Genomic DNA, 17,817 nt, shown 5'->3' with positions numbered 1-17,817 from the left:
AACGCAATCAATTATTTCATTGGTTGCAATAAAGCCGCATTTTTCAATGCAGGATGCTCGCGCAACGCTTCTGCCGTGAAATCGACAAAACTGCGAATCCGCGCTGACGCCTTGCGCCCGCCCTGATACACCACGTGGATCGGCAAGGGCGGCAGTTCAAATTCAGCAAGGACGATTTCCAGCTCGCCAGTCGCGATCTTGCTGGCGACTTGGTAAGACAGAACCCGAGTCAAACCCAGCCCCATGCAGGCTGCGGTAATCGCTGCCTGATTGGCAGTCACGATCAGACGAGGCTCAGGGCGCACGCTAAGCGGTTCGCCCGCGTCGAGAAACGGCCAACTGCGTTGCTGACCGATCGCTGAAGTCGCCACCACTGGCGCCCCCGCCAACGCGTGGGGATGAGCCGGTCGGCCATACTTGGCGAAGTAGTCGGGCGAGCCGCAAATGACCCGACGCACCTCACCCACGCGAATCGCATGCTGACTGCTGTCCGGCAGATCACCGATGCGCACCGCCACATCAAGGCCCTCCTCGACCATGTTGACGATCCGATCGACCAACACCGCGTTGATCGTGACATCCGGATACTGCGCGAGATAACGCGCCATCAGCGGCGTCACAAACAAATCACCGAACAACACCGGCGCCGTCACCGTCAGTTGCCCACGCGGCTCGGCATGACTGCCCGCCGCCGAATCCTCGGCTTCCTGCACCTCGGCGAGAATCCTCCGGCAATCTTCCAGGTAACGCTGCCCCGCTTCGCTCAAATGCACACTGCGCGTGGTGCGGATCAACAACTGCGTGCCGATGCGCTGCTCCAGCGCCGCCACCGCCCGCGTGACGCTGGCCGCTGACAAACCAAGACGCCGCGCGGCAGAGGAGAAGCCTTGCTCTTGGGCGACGGTGGTGAAGATGTGCATTTCCTGGAAGCGATCCATGGTGCCTCTCGAGTCAGATACAAAAATCGCAGCCTAAGCTGCGATTTTTTGCGCTGGTGCCGAACAAAATATTGTGACACCAGCGGCCTAACAAAAGCTGGCGCTAGACTGCTTTTCCGAATGAGCCACTGGGTGAACATTCTGACACCTTGCAGCTCTATCCTCTAAAGCAACCCAGAATTTCAACAATACATTTTGACACCATGGTGAGAAATTTCTTCCTCCCAAAAAACACAAGCCTAACGCCCCCCTAACCGGAGGCCGTTAGGCTGGGGCCTTTTCTCACAAGAAAAACTGTTGCCCGGAAAGCTGCGACCAATTATTGCTGAGCATCGGTCGCAGAGGTGCGAGTCGCCGTAGGTGTTTAAAGCAGCGAGGTAAACGCCGCCAAATTCATTCATCCTTCCGGTCGGTCGGTAGACCGACTCGAACATGAATCATCCTCAAGCATAGCTTCCAGCGAACAGCCTGGTACCAAGGGCGACGAATAGTAGCCAGGTCATCTCACACCTTGTTTCTCTACTCTCCCTTTATCTCACTGAACGGGATGATTTCTATTGGCGGCGTCACAGCACAAAGAGGTTTGCGCCAATAACCCACGCTATGCCATTGACCTTGCTTGAACCCAACCTCAGGGTAAGTGCCAATGTGAGTGAAACCGAGCGTTTCATGAATACCTATGCTTCCCGGGTTGGGTAAGGCGATGCCGGCATAGGCTGCATGAAAACCCTGTTTCTCTAGGACTGGTAGAAGCTGCTGATATAGGGCACGACCAACCCCTTTTCGGTGCACTGACGGGTCGACATACACGGTGACATCCACCGACCAACGATATGCTTCTCTCGCACGATGCTGGCTCGCATAAGCGTATCCAACGACGTTGCCTTCCACCTCGGCTACCAGATAGGGATACGTTGGCAGTGTTGCGGCTATTCGTGCTGCCATCTCATCGACAGTCGGTGGCGTCAGCTCAAACGAGATGACCGTGTCCAAAACCATCGGCGCATATATAGCCTGGATGTCAGAGGCATCAGCGGGTGTAGCAACCCTCACTTTATAATTCATGTCTTTCCTTGCTGCCCCTAAAGAACCGCGTTTGAAGGGCTGAACCACCTAGGCCAAGCCCTTCAGAATGTCGTGATAGAACCGTGAACTTTGCCTCAATCGGGCTCACCGCATCCACGAACCGCAGATAGCACCGTTCACTGAATTGGTAGCTTCTGCTCGTGGAGACCAGCCTGCGGGATATCCACGACGACCTCTTTACCACCGAGAACCTTCGCCAAGAACAGCGCCGTCAGCCCACCGAAAAACTGCGCAATGATGAACGGCGCTACGTCTGATATCCGTATCCCCGAGAACGTATCGGTAAACCCGCGAGCAATCGTCACCGCCGGATTCGCAAAGCTCGTAGAGGACGTGAACCAGTAGGCTGCGACAACATACGCGGCAACCACCTGAGGCACTTTTACTTTGTGATATTTATCGCACAGCAGAATTGTCAGCACCAATCCCGAGGTTGCCAAGTACTCACTGAACCACTGCGACGGCCCGGTGCGAACATGATGGGAGAACTCGACCACGGGCAGCTCGAACATGAAATGCGCAGCGAATACTCCGAAGATTGCACCCGTTGTTTGAGCCGCCACGTAGGGGCCCAGCTGCTTACTGCTCAATCCTCCGCGCAAATAATCGATTACAGAGACCACCGGATTGAAGTGCGCACCGGAAAAAGTGGAGAAGCACACGATCAGTACGTACAAGCTCGCGCCAGTTGCCAGCGCATTGGCAAGAAGCGCTAGCGCATCGTTACCGTTCGCCAGGCGCTGACCCATGATTCCAGAACCAACTACGGTGCACAGCAGAACTGCTGTACCGAGAAACTCAGCCAAGATCTTCCGTGAAGTACTCATTGGATAGGCTCTATGAGGAGAGATTTTAGGGATAGCGGCTACTGAGCTGGCTCGTAGCCGCAGACGCTGTTACGAGCAGCAGGACTTGGGCTTAACGGGCTGACTTCCCTCCACGACATACAGCGCATCGTCTGTGGAAAGGTAGGCATCCTGTGAGGCCACTTCCGTGGGTACACCGCGCTTGTAAACCCTGCCGCTATCGCCGGTTAGTTCAAGCCCAGGCCCTCGGTAGATCACCGTCACGGACTTCCCATTCTGAACTTCAGGCTTGGTACCAGTGACAGTGACGGAGTAGAACCGGACAGAGCCAATTCGCTTGGTTGAGGCGTCGTTCCGGGCCTCAATCTTTATTCCAGTGAGACCGACTTCCTGAAGCTGCTTGTAGAACTCCTGCTCCTGAAGCACGCCTGAGTAGCAGGCCGACCACAGCTTGGTGTCTCGTTTCAATTCTTCAGGAATGGCGATATCTGAGACGTTGTCAGAAATTGCAAAACGGCCACCTGGTTTCAGTACCCGATAAATTTCGGCGAAAACATTCTGCTTTTCGGTCTCACCAACTAGATTGATCACGCAGTTCGAGATCACCAGATCGACAGACTGGCTGTCGATAAGAGGCTTGGACTGGGAGCTATCGCTGATGAACTGCTCGAAGTTTTTCCACGATGCCCAATCAGCACAAGGCTCTGTACGCAGGCGCTCCTCGGCCAGCTCCTGATCGATTTTCAAGTTGCTCGCGGAGGCCTGGTAGAAACGCAAAGGTGCGCTATCCGTTGCCTTCTGAAACGCCTTCGCTTCTTCACGAGCGATCTGCAACATGCTTGGGTTGATGTCGATACCAAAGACAGCACCGTTACTGCCGGCGATTTGGGCAGCGACGTAGCAATTCAGACCTGCCCCTGAGCCCAAGTCCAGGACGACATCACCCGCGCGCACATACTTGGTCGGGTTACCGCAACCGAAGTTGGCCTCGATGATTCGCTTTGGAATGTTCTTCAGGTACTGGGCACCATAAGCGTCGCTGCAGCAGCTCTCAGTCAGCTGCGATTCAAGGACAACGTTGCCGTTGCTCAACGCCTCGGTGTAGTCGGCGATGATTGTGTTCTCAATTGCAGAAGTCATTACTCACATCTCCGGATTAGCAGCACGAAGTACCATCAGCGCAGCACGATTCCTCGGCAGAGCCTGCGATAGGTACAAGCCCTTTGGTGACCTTGGGATCTCGAACTGAAGGCGTGTTGCAGTCGAAGAAACCGCTCTTGTCCAAGGCTGGTTCGACATAGCAACGCACTGGGATGAATTGGCCTTGGTAAGGCGCGGACATCAGCAGATTGAAGGTCTTCTCACACACCGCTGTACGGATGCCGCGCTGGTAGGTATGGCCGTCGTCGTCGACGGTATGTTTCCAAGGGCCTTTGTAGATAACGGCATGTCCCTGGTCGAGGCACACGCCGGCCTTACCCTTGAACGCGCTCACGGTGAACAGGCGGAACTCAATGCCATCCTGAATGGAGACAGGCACTTCGGATGCGAGCTCGTAGGTGATTCCATGGAAACCCGCCTCGCAGAGTTGCTCAGCAACAGCGGGCTCCGTGAGCGCGTTATTGCACTCCAACCCCTCAACAGTGAAGGCCCGGAGCGATACGACTTCCTCGTCAGACAGAATCGCCGGGAATACCAAGCGACCATGACGTTGCAGTCGCTCATAGAGCGATTGCGCGATTCGGCCAAACTCGGGCTCAGCATTGAAGCCTTCCCAATAAATGTTCGCGAACAAGGTCGCGTCGGCATCGTGCACGTTCGGGCTGAACGCTTTGCCCTGACCCTGCCCTAACTGGGTGGCGAGCTCTTCATTTCGGTACGCAGAGCAAATGAAAAGCGTGTCCTTGCGATCCTTCAGCGTTCTGTTTAATGACTCGTTATGCGCACGCCAAGCAATATGGCCCGGCACCTGAAGACCATCAGTTTGGTTGGCCAGCCTGAGAGCTGCCTGCAACAAAGTAAGTGACGACATCTGTTATCTCCTTAGCATTTCAGGCAGCAACGTTTGAACACACCTTCTTCTGGCGGTGTGACCGAGTCCATGAAGAGCTTGTCCAGGCGGGAGTCCGAATGCTGCCAGTCGAAGTGAAACTCGTGCTCCTCCAACTGCAACTCCTTCACCGTGTCGTTGTTGAGCAGCGGTGAGCCTTTATAGAGATGCAGCCGAGTCTCAAACTGGATGGGGTCGACGATGTTCTCCAACTCGTTGCGAGCAATGAAATCGTGCAGCTCGGCCATGTCTTCAAGGCTCACCCAAGGGTTGAACGTGATGAAGGTCGGGTTAACCTTGACGCCGGCCTCCTTCAGAAACGCCAACGCCTCCTCGATCATGGGCACGTTCATTTCCTTGAAGACCTGATCGAGAACTTCCTGCTTGGGGAACTCCAACGCGGTGGTGATGAAAGCAAGCCCGAGCGGCCCCATTTCCTTGATGGCGTCTTTGTTCTCCAAAATATGATCCACGCGAGTGGTGAAGTCGTACGTGAGGTCGGGGAATTGCGAATGCAGAGTCCGGATGATTTTCAAACCGTGCTTCTTGGCATTGAAAAAATCGGCATCCGTGAAGGTGAGGTGAGTCATTCCCTGTGCGACGAGGTTCGCCACGTCGCGCTCAACGAGATCGTCGGAGACCAAAAGCACCTTGCCGTCATAGGCCGCATACACCGAACAGTAGGAACACTTATGGTGACATCCGCGCGACCCTTCGACCCCACCCACAACTTTCTTTTCGCCGAGCAACTTCTCCAGCTGAGGTTGGGGATATTTGTGTAGAGGCGGTGCCAGGTCCCTGCGCGGCAGGCGGAACCCGTCACGTATCAACTGAGGCACAACAATCTCACTGGAAAGGCCGCGAGTCCGATCGATCACTCCGCGCAGATCTTGTCCCTGTTCGCCACTCAGGTGTTTAGCCAAGCTGACAATGGGTTTTTCCCACTCGCCGGCGATCGCATAGTCTCCGTATTTGGAGGCCAGGCTCTTTGCATTGATGGTCGCGTATTGACCGAAGAAGCAAATTTTCTGGGAGGGCTTCGCTTCTTTAAGCTGCTTGGCCAACTGCGTTCCGGCAGTCAGAGAGTCAAAAAGCGGTACGCAGATGAAGACCAAATCTGCGTCACTGAATCTCTCCAGGGCAAGTCCCTCGACGTAGATATCGATCAACTGCGCTTCGATATCTGCATCGAGTAGAGCTGTGGTTGCAGATATCGCGTTGAGCGGTTGATACCCCCCTTCGAATGTACTGGCGACCAAGTACTTCATTCTCTTTCTCCTTGAGCTCAGGCACGACGATTCGGTGACTGGAGTCACTGATGGTTTTGTAGGAATTCGAAGTTAAAGCGAGATCAGCAGAAGGACTGCCAAGCCTATCAATGCTTGTAGAACTGAGCCGGCGGTCACTAGGCGCATGTACCTGCCGGTGCTGTATTCGGGAAAGGCGTCGGTTTTGACCAACCAGTAATAGCTGTCGTTAGGGAGAATGGCGACGAAGGATCCCAGGCATACGGCGAACGTGACGCTCATCAAATCCACTCCGCTCGACGCCAAGATTGGCGAGAGAACAGGTGGGATGGCAGCAAAGGTCGCAAGCGAAGAACCATTCAGTGTTTTGAATACCGCTGCCAGCAGGAACACCCCAACCAAAATATGCGTGGTGCTGCCCGACGCGCTGAATGCCTGCTGAATCAGATCCTTGGGAAGCACCATACCGAGAGCTTGGCCCAACGCAGACGCACAACCTATGGTGAACAATAACGAGCTGGTTCTACGCATTGCTTTGGACAGCAGATCTTGAACCTCGCCAGGTTTGCAGCTAATCGCGATCAATAACGATGTGGCGATCAGCGCACCGGCGGGAGTCGTGAAGAACTCGATTACGGAATGCTGGTTCTTGGTGATGGTGTACCCGGCGATCAGGAGTGCAAAAAATACAGCCAGAGGCAGAATTACTTTGATAACCGAATCCTGAGAAGCGGTTGGATCAGTCGGATCACTGGTGGATGAAAAGTCCGAGCGGGTCGTCCAGTAAGTCCAGATCGTTCCGGTAATCCACGTGACGACGGTAAGCAGCAATCCTAGATACAGAAACTTTGGGTCATGAGTGTTGGCTCCCAGCCCAATCCCGATGATCAGCGGGCCAGCGGGCATCAGCAGCTTGAACCCTGAGTAGCATCCGATCGCGATGTACTTCCTGTGTTGCCCCGCAATGGGAGCAAGAGAGGCGTAGGCCGTATCGGGACAAACCATCCCAGCACCCAGCAGAGGTGAAAGAGAGATACCGAATTTTCCGAAAGACGCACTTCCTTGCGCCGAGATCCACCCGGCAATGAAAAACGCGCTCAGGATGACGATGGCGAAATAACCGAGGTTGTTTCCGAAGCCTTTGCTCAGCGACTGGAATACGTCCCCGCTGCTACTGCCGGCAAGAAGTGGGATCAGAATCGCGCCCAGTAGCATCGCTACAGGTAGAGGAATGGAAACACTGCTCCATAGGTTTCGTAACCGGGAGCCTGTTTTCGTCCTAAGCGTTTCTACCAACATCCCTGTACCTCCAAGCGTTACCGCAGCCGCCTCTGAAAATCCCGCAAGCCATATCTCCAATTCACAATCGCAAAATACGTTGCGCACCGCAACTAATATCTTGGAACAATTTCGTCGGCCCTTATGCCCAAAAAAATGTGTCACTACGAATGCTAAGGTGGTATTAGCGTTTTCCCCGGAATTGCGAGCCGAGTGCTATGCCAAAGATTGATCAGATCGACCAGGATGCCGAACAGCTCTATGAAGCGCTGAGTCATTTGGTTCGCGTGTACCAGTTTCGTGACAGAGATCGCAGTTGCTGCGAGGGCTTATCCGTCACTCAATGCTACGCACTTGAGCATGTGATTAAGGCAGGGCCTGTTCGTGTTCAATCGTTGGCCAGCGAGCTATTTCTCGATAAGAGCAACGCTAGTCGGCTGGTCGATTCGCTTGCCAAACAAGGGCTGGTTCGCCGTGTGCCCGACGCAACTGACGGCCGCGCCCTAGCGATCACGGTGACGCCAGAAGGCACGGCCATCTATGAAAGTATTCGGTCGGATCTGGTGGGTGAAGCTCGCGACCTGGCCTGCGATTTGTCGAAAGAGGCACGTGATGGGGCGATCGAAATGCTACGTCGCTTCGCGAACGCCACGGAACAACGCTGCGGCCTGAAAGACTTGAACCGTGACGAGTATCTGCCAAGCAAATGCTGCTGACTTGGTAGGCAGCAGCTTCTCGCTCAAGTCGACTACTCCACCGTCACCGACTTCGCCAGGTTACGCGGCTGGTCCACGTCGGTGCCCTTGAGCACCGCGACGTAATACGACAGCAACTGCAGCGGAACCGTGTAGAGGATCGGTGAGAGGATGTCGTGGATATGCGGCATCTGCACCACGTGGGTGCCTTCGCCGTTGGTCATCCCGGCTTTCTCGTCGGCGAACACGATCAATTCGCCGCCACGGGCGCGGACTTCCTGCAGGTTGGATTTGAGCTTTTCCAACAGTTCGTTGTTCGGCGCGACGGTAACCACTGGCATGTCGTTATCCACAAGTGCCAGCGGGCCGTGTTTCAGCTCACCGGCCGGGTAGGCTTCGGCGTGGATGTAAGAGATTTCCTTGAGTTTCAGGGCACCTTCCATCGCCACCGGGAATTGCGCACCGCGACCGAGGAACAGGGTGTGGTTTTTCTCGGCGAACAGTTCGGCGATCTTTTCCACAGTGCTGTCCATCGCCAAGGCTTCGCCGAGACGGGTTGGCAGGCGACGCAGTTCTTCGACCAGACGTGCTTCGACGCCGTCCGCCAGGGTGCCGCGCACTTGGCCCAGCGACAGGGTCAGCAGCAACAGACCGACCAGTTGCGTGGTGAAGGCTTTGGTCGAGGCGACGCCGATTTCGCGGCCAGCCTGGGTCAGCAGAGTGAGATCGGATTCGCGCACCAGCGAGCTGATGCCGACGTTGCAGATCGCCAGACTGGCCAAGAAGCCCAGCTCTTTGGCGTTGCGCAGAGCGGCGAGGGTGTCGGCGGTTTCACCGGATTGCGAGATGGTCACGAACAGGGTGTCCGGTTGTACCACCACTTTGCGGTAGCGGAATTCGCTGGCGACTTCGACCTGGCACGGGATCCCGGCCAGCTCTTCCAGCCAGTAACGCGCGACCATGCCGGCGTGATAACTGGTGCCGCAGGCGACGATTTGTACATTGCGGACTTTGGCGAACAGCTCGGCGGCTTGCGGGCCAAAGGCTTGAACCAATACCTGATCGTTGCTCAGGCGACCTTCGAGGGTGCGTTGAACAACCGCAGGCTGCTCGTGGATTTCCTTGAGCATGTAGTGGCGGTATTCACCTTTGTCGGCGGCTTCGGCACCGTCGCTGTACTGCACAGTCTGGCGCTCGACCGCATCGCCGTTGATGTCCCAGATCTGCACGTTATCGCGGCGAATTTCGGCGATATCGCCTTCTTCCAGGTACATGAAGCGGTCGGTGACCTGACGCAGCGCCAACTGGTCAGACGCGAGGAAATTCTCGCCCAGACCCAGACCGATCACCAACGGGCTGCCACTGCGCGCGGCGACCAGACGATCCGGTTGTTTCGCATTGATCACGGCCAGGCCGTAAGCACCGTGCAGTTCCTTGACCGTCGCTTTAAGCGCAACGCTCAGGTCTGGCTGGTCCTTGAGTTTGTGACTGAGCAGGTGGGCGATGACTTCGGTGTCGGTGTCCGAAGTAAACACGTAACCCAGCGCTTTCAGTTGTTCACGCAAGGCTTCGTGGTTTTCGATGATGCCGTTGTGCACCACCGCGATGTCGCCGGAGAAATGCGGGTGGGCGTTGCGTTCGCAGGGTGCGCCGTGGGTTGCCCAACGGGTGTGGGCAATACCGAGGCGACCCACCAGTGGATGCTCGGCCAACGCGGCTTCGAGTTCGCTGACTTTGCCCGGGCGCCGCATGCGCTCGAGGGTTTCGTCGTTGGTGAAGACAGCGACACCGGCGCTGTCATAGCCACGGTATTCAAGGCGCTTGAGGCCTTCGAGCAGGATGGCGGTGATATTACGTTCAGCAACTGCGCCGACAATTCCACACATGCTTATTTCTCCTGACTGACAGCCGCGCAAATCACGGTGATACCGCGGGCCTGTATCTGATCGCGCGCTTCGATAGGCAGGCGATCATCGGTAATTAGGGTATGGACGCTGCTCCACGGCAGTTCCAGATTGGGAATCTTGCGACCGATCTTGTCGGCCTCGACCATGACGATGACTTCCCGCGCGACCTCGGCCATGACCCGGCTCAAACCGAGCAGCTCGTTGAAGGTGGTCGTGCCGCGCACCAGATCGATGCCGTCGGCACCAATGAACAACTGGTCGAAGTCGTAAGAGCGTAGTACCTGCTCGGCAACCTGGCCCTGGAAGGATTCCGAATGCGGATCCCAGGTACCGCCGGTCATCAACAGCACCGGTTCGTGTTCGAGTTCGCTCAAAGCGTTGGCGACGTGCAGGGAATTGGTCATCACCACCAGACCGGGCTGTTGGCCAAGCTCCGGAATCATTGCAGCGGTGGTGCTGCCGCTGTCGATGATGATTCGCGCGTGTTCACGGATACGTTTCACCGCCGCGCGGGCAATCGCCTGTTTGTATTTGGAAACGCTCTGCGCAGTCTCCGCGACCAGTTCCTGCGGCATGGTGATCGCCCCGCCGTAGCGGCGCAGTAACAAGCCGTGGCTTTCCAGCGCGGCCAGATCCTTGCGAATCGTAACTTCCGAGGTTTCGAAGCGCTTGGCCAGTTCATCCACACTGACTTCGCCCTGCTCGTTGAGCAAGGCGAGGATGTTGTGACGGCGTTGCGGCGTATTGCGTTTCGACATGGGGACTTAAGTTTCGTTTCGAAAGATAACGGAAGTAATCAAAACCTATCGCTCTCAAATCGTCAACCCATCGCCCATAAAAAATCGCAACCACCGACAATTCCCGTAGGAGCTGCCGAAGGCTGCGATCTTTTGATCTTGAAGCCGCTGTGGATAACTCAGTCCTTCTTGATCTTCTCCGGCCGCTTCCAGCCGTCGATATTCCTCTGCCGCGCTCGGCCAACGGCCAACTGCGCGTTATCCACATTCTGCGTAATGGTCGACCCGGCCGCCGTGGTCGCCCCGGCAGAGATATCCACAGGCGCGACCAACGAATTATTGGAGCCAATGAACACATCAGCACCCAACACGGTTTTCCACTTGTTGGCACCGTCGTAGTTGCAAGTAATGGTGCCCGCGCCGATGTTGGTACGCGCTCCGATCTCGGCATCGCCCAGATAAGTCAGATGTCCCGCCTTGGCGCCTTCGCCCATGTGGGCATTTTTCAGCTCAACGAAGTTACCCACATGCGCGCGTGCTTCAAGCACGGTGCCTGGACGCAGACGCGCGAACGGGCCGGCATCGCTGCCCTCGCCCATAACAGCGCCTTCGATATGACTGTTGGCCTTGATCACCACGCCTTTGCGCAGGGTGCTGTCCTTGATCACGCAATTCGGGCCGATGACCACGTCGTCTTCGATGACAACGTTGCCTTCGAGGATCACGTTGATATCGATCAGCACATCGCGGCCCACGCTGACTTCGCCTCGCACGTCGAAACGCGCCGGGTCACGCAGGGTCACGCCTTGCGCCATCAAGCGACGGCCAGCACGCAACTGGTAATGACGCTCCAGCTCGGACAACTGCTTGCGATCGTTGGCGCCCTGCACTTCCATCGGGTCGTGCGGTTGCTCGGTGGCGACAACCAGACCGTCACTGACTGCCATCTCGATCACGTCGGTCAGGTAGTACTCGCCCTGCGCGTTGTTGTTCGACAGACGGCTCATCCAGTCGGCCAGACGATTGGCCGGGACAGCGAGGATACCGGTGTTGCCTTCAGTGATCGCGCGTTGCGCTTCGCTGGCATCTTTATGCTCAACGATCGCGGCCACCTTGCCGTCAGCATCGCGCACGATGCGGCCATAACCGGTAGGGTCTTCCAGTTCGACAGTGAGCAAACCCATCTGCCCGGGCACGACGTGTTTGAGCAGACGTTGTAGGGTTTCGACTTCGATCAGCGGTACGTCACCGTAAAGAATGAGCACAGTGTCAGCAGTAATGAACGGCACCGCTTGCGCAGTGGCGTGACCGGTACCGAGTTGTTTGTCTTGCAGGACGAAATTCAGATCATCAGCGGCCAGGCGTTCACGCACCACATCGGCGCCATGGCCGATCACGACATGAATGCGTTGTGGCTCAAGTTGCCGGGCGCTGTGGATAACATGACCCAGCATGGAATTGCCGGCAATCGGATGCAGCACCTTCGGCAGGGCTGAACGCATACGGGTGCCTTGACCGGCCGCGAGGATAACGATTTCAAGAGACATGACTGGCTACCAATCCTGGGTGGTCAGCAACTGCGACCGGTTTTTAGGAATTCGGAAAAGAAAAAAGGGTAGCCGAGGCTACCCTTTTTTATCAATCGCACAACAAGTGGCTGACGGATTAACCGCCAAACTTCTTGCGGATCTGCTGGACGGTGCGCAGCTGAGCTGCAGCCTCGGCCAGACGTGCTGACGCAGCGCTGTAGTCGAAATCAGCGCCTTTTTCATGCAGAGCATGCTCAGCAGCCTTGAGAGCGGCTTGAGCCTGAGCTTCATCCAGGTCGGCGGCACGTTGCACAGTGTCGGCAAGCACTTTGACCATGTTCGGCTGAACCTCGAGGAAACCACCAGAGATGTAGAACACCTCGGGTTCCCCGCCTTGCTTGATCAGGCGGATCGGACCTGGCTTCAGATTAGTGATCAGCGGCGCGTGACCCAGAGCGATACCAAGATCACCCAGTGCACCGTGCGCAATCACCATCTCGACCAGGCCGGAAAAGATTTCTCCTTCCGCGCTGACGATATCGCAATGGACTGTCATAGCCATCTGATTGCCTCAACCTAAATTAGCGCCCGTTGCCGGGCGCCGGGATTACAGTTTCTTGGCTTTCTCGATCGCTTCTTCGATGCCGCCAACCATGTAGAACGCTTGTTCTGGCAGGTGGTCGTAGTCACCGTTGAGGATGCCTTTGAAGCCAGCAATGGTGTCTTTCAGGGAAACGTATTTACCCGAAGCACCGGTGAAGACTTCAGCCACGAAGAACGGCTGCGACAAGAAGCGCTGGATCTTACGAGCACGGTTTACCAACTGCTTGTCGGCTTCCGACAGCTCGTCCATACCCAGGATCGCGATGATGTCCTTCAGCTCTTTGTAACGTTGCAGAACGTACTGAACGCCGCGAGCGGTGTCGTAGTGGTCCTGGCCGATTACGTTCGGGTCCAGCTGGCGCGAAGTCGAATCCAGTGGATCTACCGCTGGGTAGATACCCAGGGAAGCGATGTCACGGGACAGAACGACGGTGGCGTCCAAGTGGGCGAAGGTGGTCGCTGGCGACGGGTCGGTCAAGTCATCCGCAGGTACGTATACCGCTTGGATCGAAGTGATCGAACCTTCCTTGGTCGAAGTGATACGTTCTTGCAGAACGCCCATCTCTTCAGCCAGGGTCGGCTGGTAACCTACTGCCGAAGGCATACGGCCCAGCAGTGCGGATACTTCAGTACCGGCCAGGGTGTAACGATAGATGTTGTCGACGAACAGCAGAACGTCGTTACCTTCGTCACGGAACTTCTCGGCCATGGTCAGGCCGGTCAGTGCTACGCGCAGACGGTTACCCGGCGGCTCGTTCATCTGACCGTAAACCAGTGCCACTTTGTCCAGAACGTTGGAGTCCTTCATCTCGTGGTAGAAGTCGTTACCCTCACGAGTACGCTCACCCACACCGGCGAACACGGAATAACCGCTGTGCTCGATGGCGATGTTACGGATCAGTTCCATCATGTTTACGGTTTTGCCTACACCGGCACCACCGAACAGACCGACTTTACCGCCTTTGGCAAACGGGCAAACCAGGTCGATAACCTTGATGCCGGTTTCCAGCAGGTCGTTGCCGCCTGCCTGTTCAGCGAACGAAGGCGCTGGACGGTGAATGCCCCAACGCTCTTCGGTGTCGATCGGGCCAGCTTCGTCGATCGGGTTACCGAGGACGTCCATGATCCGGCCCAGGGTCGCTTTACCGACCGGTACAGAGATGGCTGCGCCAGAATCGGTAACTTCCAGACCGCGCTTCAAGCCCTCGGTGGAACCCATCGCAATGGTGCGAACCACGCCGTCGCCCAGCTGTTGCTGAACTTCCAGAGTGGTTTCAGCCGCGCTCACTACTTTCAGCGCGTTGTAGATGCTCGGTACGCTGTCGCGTGGAAATTCCACGTCGATAACGGCGCCGATGATTTGAACGATACGTCCGCTACTCATAGCTGGATCCTCTGAATATTTGAACCGTTAAACCGCGGCAGCGCCGCCGACGATTTCCGAGATCTCTTGGGTGATCGCAGCCTGACGCGCCTTGTTGTAGATCAGCTGCAAATCGCTGATCAAATCACCGGCGTTGTCGGTAGCGTTCTTCATCGCGATCATCCGCGCAGCTTGTTCAGCCGCGTTGTTCTCGACCACCGCCTGGTAGACCTGCGACTCAACGTAGCGGACCATCAAGCCGTCAAGCAGCTCTTTGGCATCCGGTTCGTAGAGATAGTCCCAGTGGTGCTTGAGATCCTGATCCGGGGTGGCCACCAGTGGAATCAACTGCTCCACGGTAGGCTGTTGCGTCATGGTGTTGATGAACTTGTTGGACACCACGGACAGGCGGTCAATACGGCCGTCCAGGTAGGCATCCAGCATCACCTTGACGCTGCCGATCAGATCATTGATCGACGGCTCTTCACCCAGGTGGCTGATAGCTGCAACGACGTTACCGCCGAAGTTGCGGAAAAAGGCCGCACCCTTGCTACCAACAACACACAGATCAATCTCGACGCCGTTTTCGCGGTTTACCGCCATGTCCTTGACCAGGGCCTTGAACAGGTTGGTGTTCAAGCCGCCGCACAAACCACGGTCACTGCTCACAACGACATAACCCACACGCTTGATTTCGCGGTCGATCATGAACGGGTGGCGGTATTCCGGGTTGGCGTTGGCCAGATGCCCAATTACCTGGCGGATACGCTCCGCATAAGGACGGCTAGCAGCCATGCGCATTTGTGCCTTGCGCATTTTGCTGACCGCCACTTTTTCCATGGCGCTGGTAATCTTTTGCGTGCTTTTGATGCTCGCAATCTTACTGCGAATCTCTTTTGCGCCTGCCATGTAACACCTATCAGGTTAGCAAGCGGGAGCCTCGCGGCTCCCGCTGCGGCTTACCAGGTTTGGGTGGCCTTGAACTTCTCGATACCGGCTTTCATGCCAGCGTCGATTTCGTCATTGAAGTCACCTTTAACGTTGATCTTGGCCATCAAATCGGCGTGATCGCGGTTGAAGAAAGCAATCAGCGCTTGTTCGAAGCTGCCGATCTTGGCGATTTCAATGTCAGTCAGGAACCCACGCTCAGCGGCATACAGCGACAGCGCCATGTCAGCGATCGACATTGGTGCGTATTGCTTCTGCTTCATCAGCTCGGTAACGCGCTGACCATGCTCAAGTTGCTTACGGGTCGCTTCGTCCAGGTCAGAAGCGAACTGGGCGAATGCCGCCAGTTCACGGTACTGAGCCAGAGCGGTACGGATACCACCGGAGAGCTTCTTGATGATCTTGGTCTGAGCGGCACCACCCACACGGGATACCGAAACACCGGCGTTCACTGCAGGGCGGATGCCCGAGTTGAACATGGCCGATTCCAGGAAGATCTGACCGTCGGTGATGGAAATCACGTTGGTCGGAACGAACGCAGAAACGTCGCCAGCCTGGGTTTCGATGATCGGCAGTGCGGTCAGGGAACCGGTTTTGCCGGTCACTGCGCCGTTGGTGAACTTCTCTACGTACTCTTCCGAAACGCGGGATGCGCGCTCCAGCAGACGGGAGTGGAGATAGAACACGTCGCCTGGGTAAGCTTCACGGCCTGGTGGACGGCGCAGCAGCAGGGAAATCTGGCGGTAAGCCACTGCTTGCTTGGACAGATCGTCATAAACGATCAGCGCGTCTTCACCGCGGTCGCGGAAGAATTCACCCATGGTGCAACCGGAGTACGGTGCCAGGAATTGCAGCGCAGGAGATTCCGAAGCACTGGCAGCCACGATGATCGTGTTGGCCAGGGCGCCGTTTTCTTCCAGCTTGCGAACCACGTTGGCGATGGTCGATTGTTTCTGACCGATGGCTACGTAGACGCAGAAAATGCCGCTGTCTTTCTGGTTGATGATCGCATCGATCGCCAGAGCGGTTTTACCGATCTGACGGTCACCGATGATCAGCTCACGCTGGCCACGGCCGACAGGGATCATGGCATCGACAGCCTTGTAGCCAGTCTGTACAGGCTGGTCTACCGACTTACGCCAGATCACGCCCGGAGCAACTTTCTCGACCGCGTCGGTCAAGGTGTTGCCCAGTGGACCTTTGCCGTCAACAGGGTTACCCAGTGCGTCGACTACGCGACCCAGCAGTTCCTTACCAACCGGAACTTCGAGGATGCGGCCGGTGCACTTGGCGCTCATGCCTTCAGCCAGAGACTGGTAAGCGCCCAATACAACGGCACCTACGGAGTCTTGCTCCAGGTTGAGAGCCATACCGTAGACGCCGCCCGGAAACTCGATCATCTCGCCGTACATAACATCGGCCAGACCGTGAATCCGCACGATGCCGTCAGATACGCTGACGACAGTGCCTTCGTTACGGGCTTGGGAGGTCACATCGAGCTTGTCGATGCGGCCCTTGATAATTTCACTTATTTCGGAAGGATTGAGTTGCTGCATTGCTCTGCTGCCCCTTCAAACTCAAGATTTCAATGCTTCGGCAAGTTTCGCGATTTTGCCGCGAATCGAGCCATCGATAACCAGGTCGCCGGCGCGGATAACGACACCACCTATAAGGGCAGCATCCTCCGCAACTTGCAGGCGCACTTCCCGGTTGAGTCGTGCACTGAGAACCTTGGCGAGTTTGTCTTGCTGTTCTTGGTTCAATGCAAAAGCACTGGTCACTTCAACGTCTACCGACTTCTCTTGTTCGGCCTTGTACAGGTCGAAAAGAGCGGCAATCTCCGGCAGAAGCGGGAGACGGTCGTTTTCGGCAACGACATTGATGAAGTTCTGTGCCTTGGCATCAAACTTGTCGCCGCACACGTCAATAAACGTGGCGGCCTTTTCTGCGCTCGTCAGTCGCGGGGCCTTGAGCACGCGCTGCATGGTGTCATCTTGTGACACCGCTGCAGCCAGGCCGAGCATGGCTGACCAATTGGCCAGTTGCTGGTGGGCCTGAGCGTGCTCGAAGGCCGCCTTAGCGTAAGGTCGGGCCAACGTGGTCAGTTCTGCCATGATCGCCCTCGCTTAGATTTCAGCAGCCAGTTGGTTAACCAGCTCTGCGTGCGCGTTTTGATCGATTGTGGCACCCAGGATCTTCTCGGCGCCGCCGACAGCCAGCAAGCCCACTTGGGCACGCAGCTTGTCTTTGACACTGTTCAGTTCCTGTTCGATCTCGGCTTGAGCCTGAACCTTCACACGGTCAGCATCGATACGGGCCTTTTCAACGGCCTCTTCGACAATCTGGTTACCGCGTTTCTTGGCTTGCTCGATGATTTCAGCTGCCTGAGCTTTCGCTTCGCGCAGTTGCTGACCCGCTTTTTCTTGGGCCAACTCCAGGTCGCGAGCTGCACGGCTGGCAGCGTCCAGACCATCAGCGATCTTCTTTTGACGTTCGTGCAGAGCAGCGATGACCGGAGGCCATACATACTTCATGCAGAACAGTACAAAAATCAGGAACGCAACGGACTGGCCAATCAGGGTCGCATTAATGTTCACGCCAACACCTCGCAGTTACGTTGTCCATCACAT

Annotated in this window: 17 protein-coding genes; 1 reads left to right on the top strand and 16 read right to left on the bottom strand. The window is 56.3% G+C overall.

Translation table 11 applies throughout. The features are described 5' to 3' along the window. Positions 1 to 11: 11 nt before the first annotated feature. The 7 genes from CKW38_RS15090 to arsQ form a co-directional block, all read right to left on the bottom strand. Positions 12 to 938: a LysR family transcriptional regulator gene (locus CKW38_RS15090; RefSeq protein ID WP_095113146.1), complete on the bottom strand. Its 927-nt coding sequence runs from the start codon at positions 936 to 938 to the stop codon at positions 12 to 14. 519 nt (positions 939 to 1,457) lie between these two features. After that, positions 1,458 to 2,003 carry an arsinothricin resistance N-acetyltransferase ArsN1 family B gene (locus CKW38_RS15085; RefSeq protein WP_095113145.1) on the bottom strand — a complete coding sequence of 182 codons (546 nt, stop codon included), beginning with the start codon at positions 2,001 to 2,003 and terminating at the stop codon, positions 1,458 to 1,460. Positions 2,004 to 2,140: 137 nt separating this feature from the next. Beyond that, on the bottom strand, positions 2,141 to 2,851 hold the full coding sequence (locus tag CKW38_RS15080; RefSeq protein WP_095113144.1) for an aquaporin: 711 nt from the start codon (positions 2,849 to 2,851) through the stop codon (positions 2,141 to 2,143). A 69-nt stretch (positions 2,852 to 2,920) separates the two neighbouring features. Continuing rightward, positions 2,921 to 3,970 carry an arsinothricin biosynthesis methyltransferase ArsM gene (gene arsM, locus CKW38_RS15075; RefSeq protein ID WP_095113143.1) on the bottom strand — a complete coding sequence of 350 codons (1,050 nt, stop codon included), beginning with the start codon at positions 3,968 to 3,970 and terminating at the stop codon, positions 2,921 to 2,923. 16 nt (positions 3,971 to 3,986) lie between these two features. Next, positions 3,987 to 4,862 carry a methyltransferase type 11 gene (locus CKW38_RS15070; RefSeq protein ID WP_095113142.1) on the bottom strand — a complete coding sequence of 292 codons (876 nt, stop codon included), beginning with the start codon at positions 4,860 to 4,862 and terminating at the stop codon, positions 3,987 to 3,989. Between the two features lie 11 nt (positions 4,863 to 4,873). Continuing rightward, entirely contained in the window at positions 4,874 to 6,148 is a 1,275-nt protein-coding gene (gene arsL, locus CKW38_RS15065) for an arsinothricin biosynthesis radical SAM protein ArsL (protein WP_095113141.1), read from the bottom strand. 72 nt (positions 6,149 to 6,220) lie between these two features. Next, on the bottom strand, positions 6,221 to 7,426 hold the full coding sequence (arsQ, locus tag CKW38_RS15060; RefSeq protein ID WP_095113140.1) for an arsinothricin export permease ArsQ: 1,206 nt from the start codon (positions 7,424 to 7,426) through the stop codon (positions 6,221 to 6,223). A 197-nt stretch (positions 7,427 to 7,623) separates the two neighbouring features. Here arsQ and CKW38_RS15055 point away from each other — a divergent pair, with 197 nt between their 5' ends. After that, complete coding sequence (locus CKW38_RS15055; protein WP_095113139.1) at positions 7,624 to 8,121, top strand: MarR family winged helix-turn-helix transcriptional regulator; 498 nt, start codon at positions 7,624 to 7,626, stop codon at positions 8,119 to 8,121. 32 nt (positions 8,122 to 8,153) lie between these two features. Here CKW38_RS15055 and glmS read toward each other — a convergent pair whose 3' ends face one another. From glmS to CKW38_RS15010, 9 genes are all read right to left on the bottom strand, one after another. Then, positions 8,154 to 9,986, bottom strand: a complete 1,833-nt coding sequence (gene glmS / locus CKW38_RS15050; RefSeq protein WP_007911965.1) for a glutamine--fructose-6-phosphate transaminase (isomerizing) — start codon at positions 9,984 to 9,986, stop codon at positions 8,154 to 8,156. A gap of 2 nt (positions 9,987 to 9,988) precedes the next feature. Continuing rightward, positions 9,989 to 10,765, bottom strand: a complete 777-nt coding sequence (locus CKW38_RS15045) for a DeoR/GlpR family DNA-binding transcription regulator (protein ID WP_007911964.1) — start codon at positions 10,763 to 10,765, stop codon at positions 9,989 to 9,991. Between the two features lie 158 nt (positions 10,766 to 10,923). Next, a complete protein-coding gene (gene glmU / locus CKW38_RS15040) occupies positions 10,924 to 12,291 on the bottom strand; it encodes a bifunctional UDP-N-acetylglucosamine diphosphorylase/glucosamine-1-phosphate N-acetyltransferase GlmU (protein ID WP_095113138.1) in 1,368 nt (455 codons plus the stop codon). A gap of 118 nt (positions 12,292 to 12,409) precedes the next feature. Further along, positions 12,410 to 12,835 (bottom strand): F0F1 ATP synthase subunit epsilon, encoded by a 426-nt coding sequence (locus tag CKW38_RS15035; protein ID WP_007911962.1) that lies wholly within the window; start codon positions 12,833 to 12,835, stop codon positions 12,410 to 12,412. 45 nt (positions 12,836 to 12,880) lie between these two features. Further along, a complete protein-coding gene (gene atpD, locus CKW38_RS15030) occupies positions 12,881 to 14,260 on the bottom strand; it encodes a F0F1 ATP synthase subunit beta (RefSeq protein ID WP_007911961.1) in 1,380 nt (459 codons plus the stop codon). A 27-nt stretch (positions 14,261 to 14,287) separates the two neighbouring features. Then, a complete protein-coding gene (gene atpG, locus CKW38_RS15025; RefSeq protein ID WP_007911960.1) occupies positions 14,288 to 15,148 on the bottom strand; it encodes a F0F1 ATP synthase subunit gamma in 861 nt (286 codons plus the stop codon). 50 nt (positions 15,149 to 15,198) lie between these two features. After that, complete coding sequence (gene atpA / locus CKW38_RS15020) at positions 15,199 to 16,743, bottom strand: F0F1 ATP synthase subunit alpha (RefSeq protein ID WP_007911958.1); 1,545 nt, start codon at positions 16,741 to 16,743, stop codon at positions 15,199 to 15,201. A 21-nt stretch (positions 16,744 to 16,764) separates the two neighbouring features. Then, positions 16,765 to 17,301: a F0F1 ATP synthase subunit delta gene (locus CKW38_RS15015; RefSeq protein WP_007911956.1), complete on the bottom strand. Its 537-nt coding sequence runs from the start codon at positions 17,299 to 17,301 to the stop codon at positions 16,765 to 16,767. 12 nt (positions 17,302 to 17,313) lie between these two features. Continuing rightward, the gene (locus CKW38_RS15010; RefSeq protein ID WP_016772403.1) at positions 17,314 to 17,784 is read right to left on the bottom strand and encodes a F0F1 ATP synthase subunit B; all 471 of its coding nucleotides are present in this window, start codon (positions 17,782 to 17,784) and stop codon (positions 17,314 to 17,316) included. Positions 17,785 to 17,817: the final 33 nt, after the last annotated feature.

This window comes from Pseudomonas sp. Irchel 3H7, from assembly GCF_900187605.1.
Taxonomy (GTDB): Bacteria; Pseudomonadota; Gammaproteobacteria; order Pseudomonadales; family Pseudomonadaceae; genus Aquipseudomonas.
This window is presented reverse-complemented; position numbering and strand designations above follow the sequence as displayed.